This window comes from Desulfoluna sp. HI9BLuna (assembly GCF_056829775.1).
On the sequence record NZ_CP186555.1, the window covers coordinates 5,745,157 to 5,765,411 of the forward strand.

Sequence of the window (20,255 nt, forward strand, 5' to 3'; positions counted from 1 at the left end):
CTCTTTTCCTTTTGGCGGACGTCCCTTGCCGTACTTGGGGTCATCCTCTATAGATACCCTGATATCATGGAGAGCCGAACGAGCCGCGGCAAACTTTTCAGCAGCATCTTGGGCGTCCTCCCTGCAATGGAACCCGATTGATCAAGCTTCGCAGCTCTGTTTTTCAAGACTTTCCCGATCTTTTGTGAGTTGATGATCGATTTTCTTATGTCGTCGTTTGTCGTGGGCGGAAAAATGGACCACCAAAGCCCTGTATTCGGCGCCATAGAGAGTTACCGCTGCTTCCTGGTACCGATAAAGCCGCTGGACTATTGGTCGTCTGATCTTGGGAGGGCTTGCCGATATGGAGCCAAGCATCCTCACCTCTTTCCGTCGCTCCTCGTATGGCCAGGTCACACTCGTTGTATCGGGCAGGAAGACGAGTGATGAACTTGATATTGTCGCCGGCAAGTTCGAGGATATTACGATCGAGCATGGCCAAGTCTGCCACATAAACTGAAGCACCGGTTCCAATTCCATGTTTAGCCAGGTGCGTTGAGATCTGGTTAAGAGTTTCGTTATTGAGCTTATTATCACGGGCACTCCCGTCTCCCACGGGTATGTTTCGGTCGCTGCAAAGAAGCGAGATCATAAGCTGCTTCAAGTCCGGTCTGTGATCTTTGCTGTAGTCATGGGTGATAAGCGGCAAAGCCTCTTCCGAATATTCATCACCATACACACTGACGGAGGTCGTGTCGAAATGAAGAGACCTGGTATCCAGCTCAAAAGCGTTGATAGCGATATGAGAAACCGCCGTGACGAAGCGCTGGGTCCCTGTTGCATGAAGTTTGTCCAGGACTCGGCCCAAATTATGATCTTGAAGATCGTTGGGGTTCATCGGTGTCCCCAGAAGACAGTAGAGATCCTGAGATGAGTAATAATCTGCCAATCGGTACAATGGCGTTCGGAACGACAATGTATCCATGATAAGGGGGAACGAGAGTGTAAATTTATCTGTGTATCTGGCTGTGGTATTAACCTCCTGAAAGGAGAATGTCACCATGGCCAAAAAGCAGAGTCGTATAGATGCACTTTTAGATGAGCTGCTCAAAGATGAAGACCCTAAAGAACTATTTAATAAAGATGGACTTCTTGAGGATTTAACCAAACGCCTTGTGGAACGCGCCTTGGAAGGCGAGCTGACCGATCATCTCGGCTACCAGAAGAATGAACGCCAAAAGAGTCGCTCGACAAACGTCCGTAATGGCAATACAAAAAAGACAATTGTAACGAATCGAGGTTCACTTGATATTGAGGTTCCCAGGGATCGAGATGGTGATTTCGAACCTCAGTTAGTCAGAAAGCGCCAAAAAAGGCTTCCAGGGTTTGATGACAAGGTCATTGCACTATATGCTCGCGGAATGACAGTGAGAGAGATCCAGGGCCATCTCAAAGATCTCTATAGTGTTGAAGTATCCCCGACACTGATCAGCAATGTGACCGACAGCGTCATAGATGATGTTCGCCAGTGGCAGTCTCGTCCGTTGGATACGGTCTACCCCATCGTTTACCTGGATGCAATATATCTAAAAATTCGTAAAGGCAGCCATGTTGAAAATCGAGCTGTTTATCTGGCATTGGGTGTAAACCTTGAAGGTAACAAAGAGCTTCTTGGCCTCTGGATTGGAGAGGCTGAGGGTGCAAAATTTTGGCTTGGCATCCTCACTGAGCTTCAAAGCCGAGGGGTAAAAGATATTTTGGTCGCTTGTGTTGACGGCTTAAAGGGCTTTCCTGAAGCCATTGGGAACGTCTTTCCTCAGACGGAAGTCCAGCTCTGTATCGTTCATATGGTGCGTAATTCTTTGAGATACGTTGGTTGGAAAGAGCGAAAGAACGTCGTAAAGAGTTTAAAGGAAATCTACACTGCACCCACAGAAGAAGCTGGTTTGAGAGCTTTGGATCAATTTGAGCAAGAGTGGGGAGAAAGGTTCCCAATTATCGGCCAAATATGGCGTTCTAAATGGGAAAATATAGCGCCGTTCTTCCGTTACCCAGAACCGATACGTAAAGTCATTTATACGACAAATGCTATCGAATCTTTGAACGCATCATTGAAGAAAATTACAAAGAAACGGGCAGCTTTTCCAACAGAGGATTCAGTGCGAAAGGTTTTGTATCTGGCGATATTAAAGGCTTCTGAGAAGTGGTCGCGCCCCATCAGGGACTGGGCTGCTGCTCTCAACTATTTTTCGATTGTATTTGAGGGGAGAGTCCCTCTTTGATTTAAACGCCAGATACACAGTTTATTTGACAGTCTCGGGGGAACAGGAAACAGGTTACGGCCTGTATCCACTTGCATCTCGCTATCAATAAGGGTGTTGAAAGTGCGCTGCGTCCATGAGGGGTTTAAACTCCTTGGCAGTGATGATCCGGTTCCTGTGTTCCTTGATTATTTCGGGAGCATTTTTGAGAGATTCAGAAACGGGCGCAAGGCCTCATAGGAGACCTTGTCGTTATCGGCCGTTTTCTTCATTTTCTTAAATTTCACTGTCCTGAGGCCTGCTCTACAAGGCAGAGTTCATGACAGTGGCTTTGTTAAGGTGAACGATGAAGCTACAAACAGCTCCTCCATAGTTGTCTTGAATGAGCATTTTGGGGGTGATAGTTTTTACACACTTAAAATACCCCATTGGCATTTCTGATTTTACCGCCTTTTAGCAAATTATAGAATCGCATGGATGTATCAAGTGGTTGAATCGAGTCCCAGTGTTCTACAATTCTTCCGTTTTTAAGCCGCCACGTATCTATGATGTTCATCCCTTTCCGGTCATTTCCTCGGTCCTTTTCTTTTAGCGTTGCATGTGAGTGAAAGATTACATAATCTCCATCCACGTAGATATGTTTTACGTCATACGTGTAATCTGGATAATCCTGAACAAATTTTTGCAGAAATCCCACCAAGCCAGTGATACTATCAGGGAGATTTCTATTGTGCTGAATATATGAATCGTCGTTATATTTCTCCAAAACATAGTCAAAGTTGTGATCGTTCATTAGGTTTTGTACAAAATCCGTAATCAGTTTTGCGTTTTCCGTTTCTTTTTCTGACCAGCTTTCTTTCTGCAGGGATTCAAAATTTATAACTAATTTTTCTGATTGTGCGTGAATATCGGTTGAAAAGGCGACGCAACCCACAATAAAAAATGATAGAATGGTGATTTTCCACATAATTATTTCCTCTTAAAATATAGATGTATATCTCTACTGACCAATGCCATGTAATGCATGCCAGGCTTAGCTAACAGTAGATTTTGAAATTTATGGATTCTATCTTCAGACCACAGGGCAAATGGAATAACTGGTTAGAAAACCCCATTTGTGTTAAGCACTGCACCACCTGTGATCCAGTAATACAAACGCATAAAACTATCGAGAGGCTGAACCGCATCCCAGTGCTCCGTTAACTTTCCGTCTTTAACAAGCCAGGTATCAATAATATTGAACCCTTTTCGATCATTTCCCCGATGTTTTTTGTTTACCGTTGCATGCGAATGCAGAATGACATAGTCACCGTCGACAAAAATGTTTTTTACTTCATAGGAAAAGTCCGGAAATCGCTTTGCAAGGGTGCTGACAGAATTAACCACTCCCTCAATGCCATCTTCCATGCTTCGATTATGCTGGATGTAAGTGGCATTTGAATACTGCTGTTCAATGAGTTCAAAATTGTGATCATTCATCAGGTGTTGTACGAATGAAAGGACAGTTTCAGCTTTTTCCTTTTGGGCCGGTGACCAGTGATCTTTTACGAATGAGTTCATCGTGTTGCGAATAGTTTCCATGGCTTCCTCCTTTCTGAGATTATGATTTATTTTCAAGTGACTTTAGGAACTTCATCGTTTCTTTTTGTGCTGCTTTTTTTCCTTTCCTAATTCAAAAAAGCAAATTGTGCCGTTTGGGTTATAGCACCCATTACAGGCTATACATGTAGCATCCTGCCTGTCGCCTGCCATCCACCTTTCGACAAGTTTCGGTTCACGAATCAGGGGGCGTGACATGGATATTGCCGCTATGTTTGTTTCTGAAAGAATACGATCAATAGTATCAATATTTCTGAGCCCACCGACAAGAATAACCGGAACAGATACGTTGTTGGCCACTTTTTTCGCATATTCGAGATGATAGGCTGTATGTTTTTTTGATCGGCTTGGTGCATATTTACCAGTCAGGGTACCGCCGCTTACCTCAATGGCATCGATTCCATTTGTTGCTAATTCGTTTACAATTAAAAGAAAATCCTCTCCTTTTAACCCTTCATCTGTTGGATGAAAGTCTGAACAATTCAGCTTGACCCAAACAGGGTAGTCTTTTCCGCATTTTGCTTTAATTTCGTTTAATATTTCGACAAGAATACGGGCATTTTTAACAGGTGAACCACCATAGTCATCTGTTCTTTTATTAAAAGCCGGACTTAAAAATTTGCTGAGGAGATACCCATGGGCTCCATGAATCTGCACACCGTCAAATCCAGATTTTTTAGCTATTAAAGCGGCGTTGCTAAATTCTGTTATAAACTCTCCTATCTGTTGTTTCGTAAATGACAGAGGGGTAATACCACTGACAGGATCAGTTACCTCTGAGGGACCATAGACCTGCCCCTTTGGCGGAGATAATAGTTGAGAACCTGAATGGTTGATTTGAGTAACGATTTTAGATCCATGTTGATGAACGGTTTCGGTTAATTTTTGTAATCCTGGCAGTGAGGCCTCATTCAAGGCCACCGTTCCTTTACTGTGGTGGTCGGTTTCTGAAAAAACATGGTACCCCGTGATGATCAGCCCTACATGACCTTTAGCAAGATTACGATACGTATCTAACAACAGGTCACTGACCTGCCCGTTTTTTGCGGTCCCTTCATGAGTGGCTGATCGAAAAATCCTGTTTTTCACTTCAATGCCACCTACACTAGTTTTTTCAAATGTTGATTTTGTTTTCATTTTCATTCCTTGTTTATTTATTTTGTACTGTTTGCTTAGTGATTGGCGAAATTCATGAAAGGCATAAGCCCTCATCTAAAGAACGGCCTCGTCACGGCCTCGAAAATTATTTTTCATATCATTTTCTCCTTAACCTCGATGTTATAGTAGACCGGTCGTCTTGGTTCTTGGGCTAAAAAAAATCTATCAACAGTTCGTTTCCATCAATAAATTTTTTTAGCAATTCAATAAGCCCTGAATCAACCTGTGGTGTTGCTTGTGTAGTGTACGACAGGTACGCCGTGAAACAAGCGCCCTTGGAGTGCGCCTCCTTGCAACCCCTTGGTTGACCCGGTGCTTGCAACGTTTTTATTTCTGAATTGGAAATGGGGCATTAATTATTCTTAAAAAGAACGTCTAACATGTGATCAAGGGCGTTTCGGGCAGATGCGGTGTCACCCTCCACTTTCATTCGTAACAACGCCCCTTCCCACTGATTTAAAAACAACATAGATAGTTGCTCAGCAGTGAGGTCATTTCGAATGCTACCAGAATCCTGACCCTTTTGTATCAATCCGGTCATTCTGTCCTGCCATGCCTTGAAAGCATATTTTAATGCAGTCTCGCAGAGTTTACTCTGCCCGCCTATTTCTGCTGAAAGATCGCCAATAAGACATCCTTTGAGGCACTGTTGCTCATCTGCACTGTCCAAAACATGGAGATACATGGTCTTGATTATTTCCAATTCATCCCCGTCACTTTCTTCGACATAAAGATCAAACTGCTCCATCATAGCATTGTTATATGCCCGGATAACCTCGACGGTAAATTGCTCTTTGCTTTTGAAGTAATTATAAAATGAACCTTTCGGTACCTTAACAGCGTCGAGTATTACCTTAAGGCCAGTCCCGTGATATCCATGCTCCGACAGAAGTTCGATGCCCTGCTGAAGAATTCTTTCTCTTTTATCGTTATGTTGTTTTTTTTGTGCCATGGAATGTATCATACGACCGGTCGTCTTGTTTGTCAAACGATTTTTCTAAAATGGCTTTGTCTGAAAACGACCGTACATGCGCATTTTGTCATTTTGTAATCATGACGTATCACAAAACTAAAGAGAATAGAGGGTCGCCACGTCTAATATTTTGATTTTATGATGTTTGTTGTGGCTTGGTGTGATGAAAATTCGGGGCTTAGGATATGGTGCCGCAAGGCGTAGGAGTTCAAGTCTCCTCTTCGGTACCAAACAATAAAAAGGGGTTACGACTATTCGGTCGTAACCCCTTTTTATTGTTTTTGAGACCGCGTGCGACACCCGCACAGTCGGTTCACATGGTCCTTTGACCTTGGTGTGTCGTGTCGATTACCTCAACATTGAGGCTGTCTTGTCAAAGATGGGAACGGGCGACAGTGGATGGCGGGAGAGCGAGCGGGACAATACTTGTGATTAAAAGCGAGTGATTTCAATAAATCGTTGCAACATCTCTAAGACAGCTTCTCCTTTTTCCGTGTGGGGTATCCACGGCTCCCGTGATATTTCAAGCTGAATCCAGGGCATTTCCCGGCCGTGGCATTGGGTAATCCAGCCACCGGAAAATGGCGTGTTGATGGTTACGTCGGGGTCAATATGGCGCGCTGCGATTTCAGCCATGGATTCAACCCAAGGGCGTGGAGCGGCCGAGTGGTTGTTGTTCCCGAGACAGATGCGCGGGCGTCTGGAGCCGGGATCCGATGCAATGGGTGGCGCGTGTTCTGCCATGGTGTGGAGGTCGAGACCCAGGGCGATGGCCGGTGTATTGGCAAGTTCACTGAGAGATGCGTGATAGGGCCTGTGGTACCTCCGAATGAGCTCTTTGATAAGGCGCGGAGGAAGCGGCTCCGAATAAATGGGGATATCCCAGCAGGTATGGGTTTTGACAACGCCGTCGCGCGAGATATCCTTTTCTTTTCTGTTAAGGTCCACAAAGGCCCGAGCGATGTGCGTCTCCGTATATGATGCCATAAAGGGCCGGAGGGGTAGAGCAATATCCCGGGCCCCTTCATCTCCGTCCTGCTGAATTTCCTTTGGGGAAAGCCGGCACAGGTGACGGACCTCCGCAGGGACGTCAAGGCCTCCATGGGGCAGCGAAAGAGCGATGGGAAGGCGTTTCATGGTAACGCTCCTGATTTTTTCTGAACACCGCAGTCCATTATCCCCAGCGATATCTCAGGTAATGAGTTGAAAAGCGCATAGAATCGTTTCTAATCCGGGCCTTGGGCGGAACCGTCACGCCTTGGGTCTGCAACACCAAGAAATGTACCATCCTCAGACATCACCAGCTGAACGCATCCCAGGAAAAAGGAGTAGGGATCCCGGACTTGAATATCGAATCCATGTCGGGAGAGCATTGGCCCGATATCGCTTCGCATGCGGGTGCCTTCCAGTGAGACTTTGCCTTTGATGGATACGTGCATGCGGGGTGCTTCCACGGCCGTGTAAGGCGTGTCTCCCCGGAAAAGGCGAAGAAGGACCTGGAGTACGGCCGAGACGATGCGCTCCGAACCCGGTGAACCGATGGAAAGCCAGGGTTCCCCGTTTTTCAACAGGATGGTGGGAGCAACAGAAGCCCATGGCACGGCGTTGGGCCTCAGGTAGTAGGGGTGGGTGATGTCTCGGTATTCAAAGGCGCTCATGTAGTTGTTGTAGAGAAAGCCTAACTTTGGCGAGGCGGAAAAGGAGCCGTAAACCCGTTCGATGGATTGGGTAAGTGCCACCATGTTGCCATGGGCATCGATGGTGGAGAGATGGGTGGTCTCTCCCGAGGATTTGATGCGGCGGTGGATGCGCTTGGCCGCTCGAGCCGCATAGTCCTTGTGGGTGATATCTTCGTCGAGTTCCAGCTCCTGGGCGAAAAGAGTGGGGTCTGCAGGGCGGTCCGATCGGTCTATGTTGGCCTTTCGGATGATATGAGCCAGCAGGAGTACCCCCCTCGGTGTGTCGATGATTTCAGGAAGCTCGGGAAAGTGCTCCAGGAGATTGATGGCCTCGATGAGGGTGCGTCCTGCTCCCGGGGGGCCGAAGGTGAAGACCTCGGCATCTCCGAACGGGGTAACCAGGGGCTGACGTTCCACGGGCCAGGGGATCTGGGCCAGGTCGTCGTCCCTCAACAGCCCGTTGTTCGATTCCATGTCATCGCAAATGAGCCGGGCGATCTCTCCCTGGTAGAAGTCTTCGATACCCTCTTTGGCTAAATGTTTCAGGGTTCCGGCCAAAGCGGGCTGTTGAAAGATGGCCCCGATGGGGTACGGTGTTTTGCCCCCTTTCAGGAAAAAGGGGGCCGCGCTGTGGGATTTCAGGTGTTTGAGCTCTCGGCGTGTCAGGTGGTGTTGGAGCGGAGAGATTCGATACCCTTTTTCTGCCAGTTCAATGGATGGAGCAAGTACCTCGTCAAGGCTTTTGGTTCCGTAATGCTTTAGCGCGTGAAAAAGCACGGCCGGGGTGCTGGGTACCGTGGTGGCACGATGTCCGCGAAGCTGCTCGGCTCGCTCAAGCTCCCCCGGAGGTGTTCGGTTGGGAGCTCGGCTGCCTCCGTCCAGGCAAAAGGTGCGTTCGGTCTCCGTGAGATGCAGGGTGAGCATGGTCTGTCCACCCAGACCTGAGGCGGCGGGCTCTACAACCCCTAAGGCAAAGGCGACAGCCACGGCAGCATCCACGGCGTTGCCCCCGGCCGCAAGCATGGTGCGGCCGGCTTCGGTGGCCAGGTGGTGCTGGGATGCCACCATTCCTTTTGCCGAAACCCCGACACGCTGTGGATAGTGAATTCGCTTGTCGCTGGGGTCCACCAGGTCTGTATCCAGAAATCGGCGTGTGTGCTGCTGAATCATGAGGTCTCCGTGATGTTGAGTAGAAACTGGGCCAAAAGCAGTGAACGCTGAACCAGGCTGATTCGGGAGACCGATTCCTGGCTGGTGTGAAGACTCCGCGCCACGGGTCCCATGCCGCAGAGTACCGGCGTGGGGGGCAAAACGAGGCCTGCAGCCGATGGCCACAGGGAAGAATCCGTGGCCAGCGGGATATCCCAGGCATCGGCCGTCATTTTTACGTCGTTGTACAGGGCTGTGTTGAGCTGGTCCGAGACCATGGGCGGTCGGTCTGAGAGCCGCAGCAGATTCCACTTCACGCCGCTGCCTTTAAAAAGGGCCTTTAATTTTCGCTCCGTCTCTTCGGCATCCCCGATGGTGGGGTAGGATACCTGGAGCACGACCTGGACCCGGTGGGGCAGGCGCCGGGGAAATGCCTCTGTTTTGATGTCAACTGCCGAGATCCCGATGCGGTTTCTGCGGTTGGACAAAGCCGTGGCCGCATCAAGCTTTTTGTAAAGGACGCGCATAACCTCGGGAGATCGTGTTGCCTCTCCAAGACGAAGGGATTTTCCTTCCACCACAAGGCGGTATCGTCTCTGCCCGCGCCTGGAGTGGATGACGCAGTCCCCCGAAATTCCGGGATTGAGAAGGATGGCACGGGAAGCTCCTGCACAGGCCTTGGAGATGATCTCGGCGCTCTCTTCGCAGTCTCTGCCTTCATCGGTGTAACAGATGACGCCGATACGGGACCTGGCAAGTTTCCGGACGTGTTTGAGGGCCCGTAAGGAGAACTCAAGCTGAGCAAGGGGTGCCCTTGATGTCCCGATCCCTTCACCGTACAGCCATTCCGGGTCCCTGCGAAAGCGTTCTGCCCCAAGGCCCGGGTTGACCGGGACATCAAGGTGCGTAATGAGCACGGTGCCCCCATGGGTTCCCCGAGAACCCTCCCAGGTCCAGACATCGCGGTGGTCTGTGAATTCACGGACCTGGCGCAGGCCGATATCGGTCAGGGTTTCATCAAGCCGGTCGGCAGCCACGCGGATGCCCACCGCGTCATCACTGCGTGAGGACACATCCGTCCAGCTTTCCACACGTTTTTCCAGCTGGTCCCGTCGTTCGGTAAGGTAAGCGAAGATGCCTTCGGCAGGGTCTTTGATACGCTTGGTCAACTGGGGAGGGTGGGGCGTACCGAAGTAACGGGCCGACGCCACTTCCACCAACCGATTGGTCAGGACGGGAAAGCTCATGCCCATGGCTTCTGCTGCCGCCACATAAGAGCCGTGTTCTCCAAGGCTCGGCAACGAGTTTATTTCCAGGATATACAGGTTCCCCTCTGCATCCATGCGCATGTCCACACGGGCGCAGTCGTAACACCCCAGGGCTTCAAAGGCCCCTTTGGCGATGGCAATGGCTTTCTGTTCCGTGGCGTCATCAATGGGGGCAGGGCACACCACGTCGATTTTTCGGCCGGACTGCTGTTTTTTGTCCTCCATGGTGTAGATCTTGGGACCTTGGGTTGGAAAGACCAGCTCAGCCGGTCGGAACGCTTCCACCTGGGCACCGTTTCCGAGCAGTCCAACGTTTATCTCCCGCCCTTCGATATAGCTTTCGGCAAGGACATCCTGGCCGAATTCATCAAAGATGGCCTGGGCCGCGTCCCTGAGTTCCTCTTCGGTATTGACGATTTTGATACCGAAGGAGACCGCCTCGTTTTTGGGCTTGACGATGATGGGAAAATCAAGGTCGGGCATGGCAAACCCCGGCCCTTTGAGCACGGCAAATTTCGGGGTGGGAAGGCCGTTTTGCACAAAGATCATTTTGGCCACCACCTTGTCCAGCGCCAGGGAGTGGGCAAGGGGCCCCGAGCCCACGTAAGGTACGCCCACCATCTCCAGGATACCGGGTACATGGGTGTAGCGGGCCTGTCCCTGGATTCCGTAGGAGAGGTTAAAGGCCATGCCCGGTCGCTCCCCCTTGAGGGCCCGGGGCATAAACTCTTCCAGATTGTCGATAAGGTCTTTGTCCCCTTCGAGGGCGACAACTTGATGGCCGTTACGCTTCAGTGCGTTGACAATACGTTGAATGGCCGCGAGGCCGTACTTCTCCCGGTTGGAGACGCCAAAAAGGTTGATGACTTTCTGGGACTCCCTGTTGTAAATGACGGCGATTTTCACCGGCAGGTCTCCACATGTTTTAGGTAAAGTTGACGATGGCTCTGTGATGAAGATGTGAAAAGCTGAGCTGAATTACACTACCTTTTTGACGCTGGCAATAAAAAAATGAGCCGTGCTAATAAATTGAAGATTCAATGGAATTATCAATCGTTGGCCCGGTTAATGCAAGGCTGTTTTTTCTTGTTAAAGCGATTCTTTTGTTGCACTTCGGCTGACGAATCCCATGGTGTCGTAAACGAGTCTCGCGGCCGTAAAATCGGGGAAATGAAGCCCCTTGACCGGGGCCAGTTCCACCACATCAAAGCCAGCCACCCTGCGGCCTGATACGGCCTTTTCGATGATCTCGTGGCACTGGTACCAGGTGATCCCCCCGGGTTCCGGGGTGCCTGTGGCCGGCATGACGGAGGCGTCGAGCCCGTCCACGTCGATGGTGAGCCAGATGCGCTCCGGGAACCCGTCGGGGAGCATCTGCTCGGGGATGCCGTGTTTGGCGATGTCCCGTGCGTCCAGGTGATGGACGGGATGGCTTTTCCTGAAAGCCACCTCGGGTAGGGAGATGCTTCGGATGCCCGCCTGGAACACGGTATGACCCATGTCGCAGGCCCGTCGCATGACGCAGGCGTGGCTGTAAGGCGTCCCCTCGTAGGTGTCCCGAAGGTCGGCATGGGCGTCTATCTGGACAATGCCGATCTCTCCGAATGCCGCCCGGCACGCCTCAAGGGCCCCCACGGTTACGGTATGCTCTCCTCCCAGCAGGACGGGGAGTTTCCCCAACGCAAAAGAGCGTTCCACCACTCCTTTGATGCGTCCAACCACTTCACTGAGGGGGCCTTCCGTCTCCACGGGAGGTGCCGTCCAGATCCCATGTTCACTGGGGTTGGATACCCCGTCATACAGTTCCAGTTGGCTTGAGGCCCGCAAAATGGCCGAAGGCCCTTTTCCCGTTCCTCCGCCGTAGCTCACTGTCTGCTCCAACGGCACCGGGATGACATGAAACAGGGCTTCGTCCGGTGTTATTTCGTCCAGCTCCTCTTCAAGGAACCGGGGGTAGTTGTCGTGCATGGATTGACTCACTAAGCCAGCCTGTTGACAAAATCGTCATAGCCGAAGGTTCGCTCCAGGTGAAGGGTGCCCGTGCCATCGATGCGGTAGATGGAAGGCAACCCGATGCCGTTGAAGGTGTTGGTTTTCACCATGGAGTAGATGGCCATGTCGGTGAAGACAAGGCGGTCTCCCACCTTGAGGGGCCCATCAAAGCTGTATTCCCCGATGATATCGCCTGCCAGGCAGGTGAGGCCGCCCAGGCGGTAGGTGTGTGCCTTTTCATCTTTTTTTCCGCTGCCGATGATAAAGGGGCGGTAGGGCATCTCCAGGACATCGGGCATGTGGCAGGACGCGGAGGTGTCCAGGATGGCGATTGCCATGTCCGACGCCCGGGTAATGTCCAGCACCTCGGAAACGAGGAAGCCGGCATTCAAGGCAATGGCTTCCCCCGGCTCCAGGTAGATGGTGAGGTGGGGGTGCCGGGCCTGAAAGTCGTTGATCAGGCGAATGAGCAGGCCCACATCGTAGTCTTTTCGGGTGATATGGTGCCCGCCGCCGAAGTTTACCCATGTCATCTGCGGGAGGAACTTACCGAAAGTTGTTTCAAAGGCTTCGAGGACCTCTTTCAGGTCGGTGCTGTCCTGCTCGCAGAGGGCGTGGAAATGAAGGCCCTCGATGCCGTGAAGCAGGTCCTCTCGAAAGGCTTCCCGCCGGACCCCTAAGCGCGAACCCGGCGCGCAGGGGTCGTAGATGGGGGTGGCCCCCATGCTTTTTTCCGGGTTGACCCGCATGCCGCAGCTCACCGGTCTCGGATGGGCAGCCACTGTCTTTCGGAACCGTTCCCACTGGGAAAAGGAGTTGAAGACAAGGTGATCGCAGATCGGCATGAGTGTCTCAACGTCCTTTGCGCTAAAGGCAGCTGCAAAGGCATGCACCTCGCCCCCGAACAGCTCGTGGCCCAGGACGGCCTCGTTGACGGAGCTGGCACAGGTGCCGTCCAGCACCTTCCGGATCAGGGGAAAGGTGCTGGACATGGCGTACCCCTTCAGGGCGAGCAGGATCCGGCAGCCGGTCTCCTGCTTCACCCGGGCAAGGACCTTAAGATTTTCGGCGATCAACCGTTCGTCCACCACAAAACACGGGGTGGTGACGGCCGCAGCATCGAAATCGATCACTTCACCACTTCCTTCCAGGGGAGTCCGTGACGGTTCAGGGCGTCCATGAAAGGATCGGGATCGAATTGCTCCATGTGCTTGACGCCGGCTTCCATCCATTTGCCGGTGAGCATCATCATGGCACCGATCATGGCAGGCACGCCGGTGGTGTAGCTCACGGCCTGGGAGCCCACCTCTTTGTAGCAGGCTTCATGGTCGCAGATGTTGTAGACGTAGACAGTCTTCTCTTTGCCGTCTTTGACGCCCTTCATGAGGCAGCCGATGCAGGTGCGGCCCTTGGTCAGGGGGCCCAGGCTTCCCGGGTCGGGCAGCACCGCCTTGAGGAACTGGATGGGGGCGATCTTCTGGCCGTTGTAATCGATCTCGTCGATGCGGGTCATGCCGATGTTTTCCAGCACCTTCAGGTGGGTGAGGTACTGGTCGGAGAAGGTCATCCAGAACCGGGCGCGCTTGAGTCCCTTCAGGTGCAGCACCAAAGACTCCAGTTCTTCGTGGTAGAGGAGGTAGCACTTCTTCGGCCCGATGCCTTCGGGAAAGTCGTAGGTCATGGACCAGGAGAGGGGATCGGTCTCCACCCATTCGCCGCGTTCCCAGTACCGTCCTCGCTGGGTAATCTCCCGGATATTGATCTCCGGGTTGAAGTTGGTTGCAAACGCCTGGCCGTGGTCGCCGGCGTTGCAGTCGATGATGTCCAGCTCGTGAATTTCATCGAAGTGGTGCTTGGCGGCATGGGCGCAGAAGACGTTGGTCACGCCGGGGTCGAACCCGCTTCCCATAAGGGCCATGAGCCCCTTCTCCTTGAACCGGTCCTGATAGGCCCATTGCCACTTGTACTCGAATTTTGCTTCGTCAAGGGGCTCGTAGTTGGCGGTGTCCATGTAGTGTACCCCGGTCTCCAGGCAGGCATCCATGAGGTGCAGGTCCTGGTAGGGCAGGGCCACGTTGAGCAGGAGATCTGGCTTGAACTCTTTAATCAGGGCAATGGTTTCGGCCACGTTGTCCGCATCGAGTTTTGCGGTTTGGATGGGACGGGGAAGCTGGGCGGCAATCCTGTCGCACTTTTCTTTGGTGCGGCTTGCCAGCATGATCTCAGAAAATACTTCGGGAACCTGGGCGCATTTGTGGGCAACCACCTGGCCGACGCCGCCGGCTCCGACAATCAGTACACGGCTCATGGTGTTTCTCCTTTATTTTGTAAGGGGTAAAACGGGTAACGCGTTGTTTCTTACCGTTCGAAGTATGTGTACCCTTGCAGGCCGTTTTCGTAGGCCTGCATAATCCGGTATCGTTCTTCGACGGTGATCTGTCCGTTGCGGATGGCCGCTTCCGCGGTTCTGCGAAAACGGTTGAGCATGCCGCGGGGGTTGTATTCCACGTATTCAAGGACATCGGCCACGGAGTCCCCGGAGACCTCCTTGACGTAATCCACGGTGCCGTCGGGCTGCATTCTGATGCTCACCACGTTGGTGTCTCCGAAGAGGTTGTGGAGGTCCCCCAGGGTCTCTTGATAGGCCCCCACCAGAAAGACGCCGAGGTAGTACTCTTCGTTTTCCCTCAGCTCATGCAGGGGCAGGGTGTTCCTTACGCCGTGGGGATCGATGAACCGGTCGAGCTTGCCGTCGCAGTCGCAGGTGATGTCCGCAATGACCCCGTGCCGTGTGGGCATTTCGTTGAGCCGGTGCATGGGCATGGTGGGGAACAAATGACCGATGGCCCAGGCATCCGGCAGGCTTTGAAACACGCTGAAGTTGGCGTAGTAGATGTCGGCAAGGGCTTCTTCGATGCCTTCAAGCTCCTTGGGCACGCGCTTCAGGTGTTTGACCTTCCGGGCAATGGTATGGATGATATGCCAGAAGATATTCTCGGCCATGGAGCGTTCCCGCAGGTTGAGCTCTCCGTGCTTGAACCGCTGGCGCACCTCATCGCGATAGTAGATGGCGTCGTTGAAGCACTCCTGGATGTTTTTGAGGGTCAGCCCCTGGAGCACCTCCATGAGGCTTATAATCACATCGGGGGTCTCTTCACTCACTTCGTCGAGGAAGGGCTGCGGTTCCAGGCGCCCCACATCGAGGATATTGAAGAGCAGCATGGAGTAGTAGGCCACGGTGGCGCGCCCGGATTCGGTGACGATGGTGGGGTGAGCCAGCTCCTGGTCGTCCATCACCCCCATGACGGTTTCGATGATGTCGGCGCAGTATTCGTCGATGCTGTAGTTACGCGAGCTCGCAAAATTGGTATGGGACCCGTCGTAATCCACGGCCAGCCCGCCCCCCAAGTCGAGGTACCCCATGGCCGCGCCCTCTTCGGAGAGACCGGCGTAGATACGGCACGCCTCCAGCACGGCGCTTCGAATGTCCCGGATGTTGGGAATCTGGGAGCCCAGGTGGTAGTGGAGGAGTTTCAGGCAATCGAGCATCTCCGTCTCTTTGAGGCGGTCCACCAGCGCCACCACCTGGGTGGTGTTGAGGCCGAAGATGCTTCGGTCTCCACCGGATTCGGTCCAGTGCCCCCCTGCGCGGCTGGCCAGCTTGATGCGCACCCCGAGATTGGGCCGGGTGTCCAGGGCCTCGGCGCGGCGCATGATGAGCTCCAGCTCTTCGGGCATCTCCACCACAAGGAAACAGTTCAGGCCCATTTTGGTGGCCCAGAGGGCCAGGTCCACAAACTCTTCGTCCTTGTAGCCGTTGCAGATCAGGCAGGCCTCGGGATCGGTGAGAAAGGAGAGGGCCGCAATGAGCTCCGCCTTGGAGCCTGCCTCCAGCCCGTGGTGGTACTGGCGCCCGAATTGGGTCACCTCCTCCACCACCTCCATCTGCTGGTTCACCTTGATGGGGTAAACGCCCCGGAATGCCCCCTGGTAACGGAAATCGTCAATGGCTTTTTGGAAGCTTGTGTGAAGATGGGCGATCTGGGAATCAAGTATGTTTTCGATGCGCAGGAGAACCGGCATTTCCCGGCCCCGTGCACGGATGCCGGAGATGACGTCCAGAACCCGGATTTTTTTGTCAGGGGCATTGGGATCGGGGATCACCTCCACCTGACCGTCTTCAGAAATATCGAAGTACCCGCTTCCCCAGTTTCGGATGCCGTACACATCGGCTGAATCCTCAATGGTCCAGCGTTCAAGTTTGTCTTTACCGAACAATGTCGAATCCTTCATGCTGTCGGTTTTCTCAAGGGCCCGTAAGGGCGGCACACACAAAGCATTCGGCCCGCATCAACACGCCGGAAGATGGGCGGTAAGCGGGGCCGCTGATATATTATATTTCTTAAACCGTACTACCCGCCCAACATGATGGAATGTGAGGCTTTAAATATAATTCAGGGGACCAAAACTGTATAGATCAAATCGGCGAAGAAACCAGCTTATTTATCACATGCTTGGGCTTTGCAAGATCCACGGTTTCCGGTGTCGGCAACGCCGGAACGACGTTGATCTCTCCATCACCTTCAGGCATGGCGTGGGCCTGGTTTCATCAAAAAGGCAAGCGCAAATACCATTTTGCATATGCAAAACACAAGCAAAAAAAGACCGGGGTTGTTTTGACGGATGTGAAGGGGAGGGGCAACCAGGGAGGCTGTCCCATGGATGGTGTCTGTAATGGTTTGATATTTGGAAGGAATGTGACTCGTGTGGGATGCGTGTTGGCGACGTTGCCGGGCCGGACAGTTCCTTCATATTCCATACCGGCCCGGCATGGTGCGTGACGTCAAAGCTTCGATACGGGACTGACGGCCACTTGGTATTAGTGTTGAAGCAAATATTGTGATCTGTGGCGATATTACTGATATTAGGTTTGTCGAAATCAAAATGCATTAATTTCATGATAAATCGATGCAATAGGTATGGAATCTTTTGTGGCGGATGATATAATGGGCATAAAAATAGTATTGATAGTTTAGAAATTAGTTTTTTGTTGTGTAAGCTGTTTGACCGTCCGGCCCCACCCCGACCCATTGCCGGACCGGTTATGCCTCGCAAGGGGGAGGAGGCGCTCATGGCAACGTTCAGTGACATGAGACATACGTCGTGGGATGCATTGAATATTCCCGTTACCCGCACGTCAGGCCACGCCACAACGCACCACATCGCCATGATGCACAATTTCAGCGAAGACGGACTCTATTTCGAATCCAGAGACCCGGTTGGGCCAGGTACCCACGCCATCGAAACAACGGCAGGTACAAGTGCCGTAACCAGGGTGCCCAAAAACCGGCCATGACGTTGCCGATCGGTTTGGATTGATCTTCTCTGTTTTACCTCTTTCGTATGACCCACTCTCTTCATCCACACTCTCACCCATGTCAGCTTTGACGTTCTGGTACAGGCCTTCAATGACCCCGCAGCCCCTGAGATCGGTCCCCATAAGGGCTCAACCTTTTGTCTGTTTACCTGTTCGCTGCCGCGACAAGCAGGAAACAAAGGGGAGTGGCTTTTGGAATCTACGGTGATCTCAATAAACGGAAAGAAAGTCGGTTGCCCGGCCGGGACATCCGTTCTCGGGGCTGCGGACTTGGCGGGGATCTATATTCCGAGGCTTTGTTATCACCCGGAATTGAAACCCCACGGGGCCTGCCGCATGTGCCTTGTTGAGGATGAGTACAGCGGAAGGCTGCTGGCCTCGTGCGTCACCCCGGTCTCGGACGGGATGAGCGTATTGACTGACACAAAGGGCGTTTTGCGACACAGGCGCAATATCGTGCGGCTGATGATAGCCGAGCACCCGGAATCCTGTGTGGTCTGCAGCAAGGGCAACAGGTGCCAGCTCCGACGGGTTGCGGCCGAGCTCGGGGTAGGGGAGCCCGAGCTGTATCCCATGCCCCATGTCAATGAACTGGACCAGTCGAACCCCTTTATCGTTCGGGACCTCTCCAAGTGCATCCTGTGCGGACGGTGCATCAGGGGCTGCAAGGAACTCGTTGCCCAGGGCACCATCGACTACAGCTTGCGTGGATTTGATTCACGTCCGGCAACGCTCCATGATCACCCGTTAACCGAGTCGTCCTGCACATTCTGCGGGACCTGCGTTTCCCTGTGCCCCACCGGGGCCCTGTCCCAGAAAAAGAGCGCGTTTTCCGGGACCCCGGAGCGCGAGCATGAAACGATCTGTGGGTATTGCGGCGTGGGCTGTTCCCTTTCCCTGGGTGTTTTCGGCAGCAGGGTTGTGGAGGCGGGTCCTGCCCGTTCCCAAGAAAGCGTCAACGGCGTCACCCTGTGCGTCAGGGGGCACTTTGCCCATGACTACCTGAACTCAACGCACCGGCTTCGTTGCCCAAGGTTGCGGAAGGCCGGAGAACAGGCTTCCGTCCCATGGGCTGAGGCTGTGTCTGCAGTATCTGAAAAGCTCCTTGAGATCAGGGACAAGCACGGTGCTTCGTCCATCGGTTTTTTCGGCTCCACAAAATGCACGAATGAGGAGAATTACCTTTTCCAGAAAATGGCAAGGGGGATGCTCGGAACACACAACATCGACAACGGGGGCGTTCTCTGCGGGCGAAACCGGTTGGCTGATTTTTTCAGGAAAACCCGTGGCATCTTTGGGGCTACCCGGCTTTCCGATATTGGAAAGGCTGACGTCATCGTCATGGCCGGGGCCGATCAGGGGGAAACCGTCCCGGTTGCGAGTTACCACGTGAAAAGGGCCGCACGAAATGGGGTCCCGCTCATCGTGATGGACAGCCTGGCCTCGGATTTTACATCCCTTTCGACACGCTGGCTGAGGCCATTACCCGGTAGCGGGCATCTGGGGCAGGTGATGCATGCCCTCTCCGCCCTGGTGCTCAGCCACAGCAACACCCATCGAGACGGCATCGCCGGGTTGACCGATAATTTGGGTGATTTCGAACGGGACGTTAGCCGCCTTGACATCGAAACGATGTGCCGCACAGCAGGCGTGGGCGTTGAAGTGCTCAAGGAGGCCGCAGGAATCATCGCAGGCCGCCGGGTTGTGTTGGTTGCCGGGTGCGAGGTGTTGGAGGCCGACGACGGGGGCTCGGCGCTGAATGCCCTGGTCAATCTTGCCCTTGTCTCAGGAGACCCGGGACGCTCGCCTGCGGGGGTATGGTTCTCAACACGGGAGAACAACTTGTTGGGTGCATGGGCGATGGGCACGGATTTTTCTCCTGACGCGGGGCTGTGCATGGGCGGCATGATTGAGGCCGCTGAAAAGGGCGACTTAAAGGCGCTCTACATCATGGGGGAGAACCCCCTTCGGGCCATGCCCCAGCAGCAGAGGGTGAAGGCGGCCCTTGAAAACCTCGAGCTTGTGGTGGTGCAGGATATCCTTGAAACCGAAACCGTGAACATCGCGGATGTGGTGCTTCCCGGAGCAGCCCCAGCTGAAAAAACCGGATCGTTCACAAATATGGAAGGAAGAACTCAGGCCTTTACCCCTGCGGTGCCTCCTCCGGGGGAAGCCAAGGCCGATCTCGATATCCTGGGCCTGGTTGCAAAAGGGCTGGGATACCGTGGAGATGACCTGGGGTTGGAGGCGGTTCGGGCCGAGATCAAACGCATAATCCCATCGTGGACACGTGACCGGAGCCCCGCAGAGAACCATGGGGACGGTGCCAGGATCTCTTTTCAGCCCATCGCATGTGCGGAAGGCACGGACGATCCGGCTTATCCCTTCATGATGGTTGCAGGATCCCGAAGGCTTCACGCAGGCAGCGGAACACGGACATCTCACTCGGAACGGATCAGGACGGCAGGAGAGGGCGGGGCCATGGAAATTTCCGAAGCGGATGCCGGGATGCTCGGCCTTCGGGAGGGAGACCCGGTGCGGATTGAATCCCGCCATGGAACCATAGAAAGACGCGTTGTTATCGCGTCGGACATGGCCAAGGGCGTGGTGCTTATCCCCAGGAGCTTTTTCGGCAACGACGTCATGAATCTTTTTCCCCTTTCGCATCCGGGTAAAGAGGGCATGCAGGGGTGGCTGACGTGTCGGGTGAATATCGAACGATCAGTGAGTGGTGAATAGACAGTAGTGAATAGTGATGGAGTCGCTTCGCTCCAGCCGTTTTATTCTGCGAGAAGCAGGGCCGTGAAAGTTGGCAATCCA

Annotated in this window: 14 protein-coding genes; 2 read left to right on the forward strand and 12 right to left on the reverse strand. The window is 53.2% G+C overall.

The window, feature by feature from the left end; all coding sequences use genetic code 11:
* Positions 1 to 205 precede the first annotated feature (205 nt).
* Positions 206 to 1,042 (reverse strand): IS1634 family transposase, encoded by an 837-nt coding sequence (locus ACOYW0_RS23370; RefSeq protein ID WP_482418858.1) that lies wholly within the window; start codon positions 1,040 to 1,042, stop codon positions 206 to 208.
* On the opposite strand from ACOYW0_RS23370, the gene ACOYW0_RS23375 reads away from it, so the two are divergent.
* Complete coding sequence (locus ACOYW0_RS23375; protein ID WP_482415228.1) at positions 1,041 to 2,261, forward strand: IS256 family transposase; 1,221 nt, start codon at positions 1,041 to 1,043, stop codon at positions 2,259 to 2,261. The two genes, ACOYW0_RS23370 and ACOYW0_RS23375, sit on opposite strands and share 2 nt — an antisense overlap.
* Positions 2,262 to 2,655: 394 nt before the next feature.
* On the opposite strand, the gene ACOYW0_RS23380 is transcribed toward ACOYW0_RS23375, so the two are convergent.
* The 11 genes from ACOYW0_RS23380 to speA form a co-directional block, all read right to left on the reverse strand.
* Entirely contained in the window at positions 2,656 to 3,207 is a 552-nt protein-coding gene (locus ACOYW0_RS23380) for a nuclear transport factor 2 family protein (RefSeq protein ID WP_482416141.1), read from the reverse strand.
* Positions 3,208 to 3,341: 134 nt separating this feature from the next.
* Complete coding sequence (locus ACOYW0_RS23385) at positions 3,342 to 3,821, reverse strand: nuclear transport factor 2 family protein (RefSeq protein ID WP_482416142.1); 480 nt, start codon at positions 3,819 to 3,821, stop codon at positions 3,342 to 3,344.
* Positions 3,822 to 3,872: 51 nt separating this feature from the next.
* Positions 3,873 to 4,976 (reverse strand): NADH:flavin oxidoreductase, encoded by a 1,104-nt coding sequence (locus ACOYW0_RS23390; RefSeq protein WP_482416143.1) that lies wholly within the window; start codon positions 4,974 to 4,976, stop codon positions 3,873 to 3,875.
* A gap of 373 nt (positions 4,977 to 5,349) precedes the next feature.
* Positions 5,350 to 5,949, reverse strand: a complete 600-nt coding sequence (locus tag ACOYW0_RS23395; RefSeq protein WP_482416144.1) for a TetR/AcrR family transcriptional regulator — start codon at positions 5,947 to 5,949, stop codon at positions 5,350 to 5,352.
* A gap of 453 nt (positions 5,950 to 6,402) precedes the next feature.
* Positions 6,403 to 7,107 (reverse strand): N-formylglutamate amidohydrolase, encoded by a 705-nt coding sequence (locus ACOYW0_RS23400; RefSeq protein WP_482416145.1) that lies wholly within the window; start codon positions 7,105 to 7,107, stop codon positions 6,403 to 6,405.
* 89 nt (positions 7,108 to 7,196) lie between these two features.
* A complete protein-coding gene (locus tag ACOYW0_RS23405) occupies positions 7,197 to 8,819 on the reverse strand; it encodes a gamma-glutamyltransferase family protein (RefSeq protein ID WP_482416146.1) in 1,623 nt (540 codons plus the stop codon).
* Positions 8,816 to 10,972 (reverse strand): ATP-grasp domain-containing protein, encoded by a 2,157-nt coding sequence (locus ACOYW0_RS23410; protein WP_482416147.1) that lies wholly within the window; start codon positions 10,970 to 10,972, stop codon positions 8,816 to 8,818. Before ACOYW0_RS23410 ends, ACOYW0_RS23405 begins: the two co-directional genes overlap by 4 nt.
* A 183-nt stretch (positions 10,973 to 11,155) precedes the next feature.
* Positions 11,156 to 12,034 carry an agmatinase gene (gene speB, locus ACOYW0_RS23415; RefSeq protein WP_482416148.1) on the reverse strand — a complete coding sequence of 293 codons (879 nt, stop codon included), beginning with the start codon at positions 12,032 to 12,034 and terminating at the stop codon, positions 11,156 to 11,158.
* Positions 12,035 to 12,045: 11 nt separating this feature from the next.
* On the reverse strand, positions 12,046 to 13,191 hold the full coding sequence (gene nspC / locus ACOYW0_RS23420) for a carboxynorspermidine decarboxylase (protein ID WP_482416149.1): 1,146 nt from the start codon (positions 13,189 to 13,191) through the stop codon (positions 12,046 to 12,048).
* Positions 13,188 to 14,366, reverse strand: coding sequence for a saccharopine dehydrogenase family protein (locus tag ACOYW0_RS23425; RefSeq protein ID WP_482416150.1), 1,179 nt, complete (start codon positions 14,364 to 14,366; stop codon positions 13,188 to 13,190). The genes nspC and ACOYW0_RS23425 overlap by 4 nt, the downstream gene beginning before the upstream one ends.
* Before the next feature lie 50 nt (positions 14,367 to 14,416).
* Positions 14,417 to 16,351 carry a biosynthetic arginine decarboxylase gene (gene speA, locus ACOYW0_RS23430; protein ID WP_180144608.1) on the reverse strand — a complete coding sequence of 645 codons (1,935 nt, stop codon included), beginning with the start codon at positions 16,349 to 16,351 and terminating at the stop codon, positions 14,417 to 14,419.
* 1,288 nt (positions 16,352 to 17,639) lie between these two features.
* On the opposite strand from speA, the gene ACOYW0_RS23435 reads away from it, so the two are divergent.
* Positions 17,640 to 20,174, forward strand: coding sequence for a molybdopterin-dependent oxidoreductase (locus ACOYW0_RS23435; RefSeq protein WP_482418859.1), 2,535 nt, complete (start codon positions 17,640 to 17,642; stop codon positions 20,172 to 20,174).
* Positions 20,175 to 20,255 lie beyond the last annotated feature (81 nt).

What these genes read in the sequence shown, in the direction of transcription:
- ACOYW0_RS23375 (WP_482415228.1), top strand. Translation starts at nt 1,041, where the DNA reads ATGGCCAAAAAGCAGAGTCGTATAGATGCACTTTTAGATGAGCTGCTC.
- ACOYW0_RS23370 (WP_482418858.1), bottom strand. Translation starts at nt 1,042, where the DNA reads ATGGTGACATTCTCCTTTCAGGAGGTTAATACCACAGCCAGATACACA.
- ACOYW0_RS23380 (WP_482416141.1), bottom strand. Translation starts at nt 3,207, where the DNA reads ATGTGGAAAATCACCATTCTATCATTTTTTATTGTGGGTTGCGTCGCC.
- ACOYW0_RS23385 (WP_482416142.1), bottom strand. Translation starts at nt 3,821, where the DNA reads ATGGAAACTATTCGCAACACGATGAACTCATTCGTAAAAGATCACTGG.
- ACOYW0_RS23390 (WP_482416143.1), bottom strand. Translation starts at nt 4,976, where the DNA reads ATGAAAACAAAATCAACATTTGAAAAAACTAGTGTAGGTGGCATTGAA.
- ACOYW0_RS23395 (WP_482416144.1), bottom strand. Translation starts at nt 5,949, where the DNA reads ATGGCACAAAAAAAACAACATAACGATAAAAGAGAAAGAATTCTTCAG.
- ACOYW0_RS23400 (WP_482416145.1), bottom strand. Translation starts at nt 7,107, where the DNA reads ATGAAACGCCTTCCCATCGCTCTTTCGCTGCCCCATGGAGGCCTTGAC.
- ACOYW0_RS23405 (WP_482416146.1), bottom strand. Translation starts at nt 8,819, where the DNA reads ATGATTCAGCAGCACACACGCCGATTTCTGGATACAGACCTGGTGGAC.
- speB (WP_482416148.1), bottom strand. Translation starts at nt 12,034, where the DNA reads ATGCACGACAACTACCCCCGGTTCCTTGAAGAGGAGCTGGACGAAATA.
- ACOYW0_RS23425 (WP_482416150.1), bottom strand. Translation starts at nt 14,366, where the DNA reads ATGAGCCGTGTACTGATTGTCGGAGCCGGCGGCGTCGGCCAGGTGGTT.
- speA (WP_180144608.1), bottom strand. Translation starts at nt 16,351, where the DNA reads ATGAAGGATTCGACATTGTTCGGTAAAGACAAACTTGAACGCTGGACC.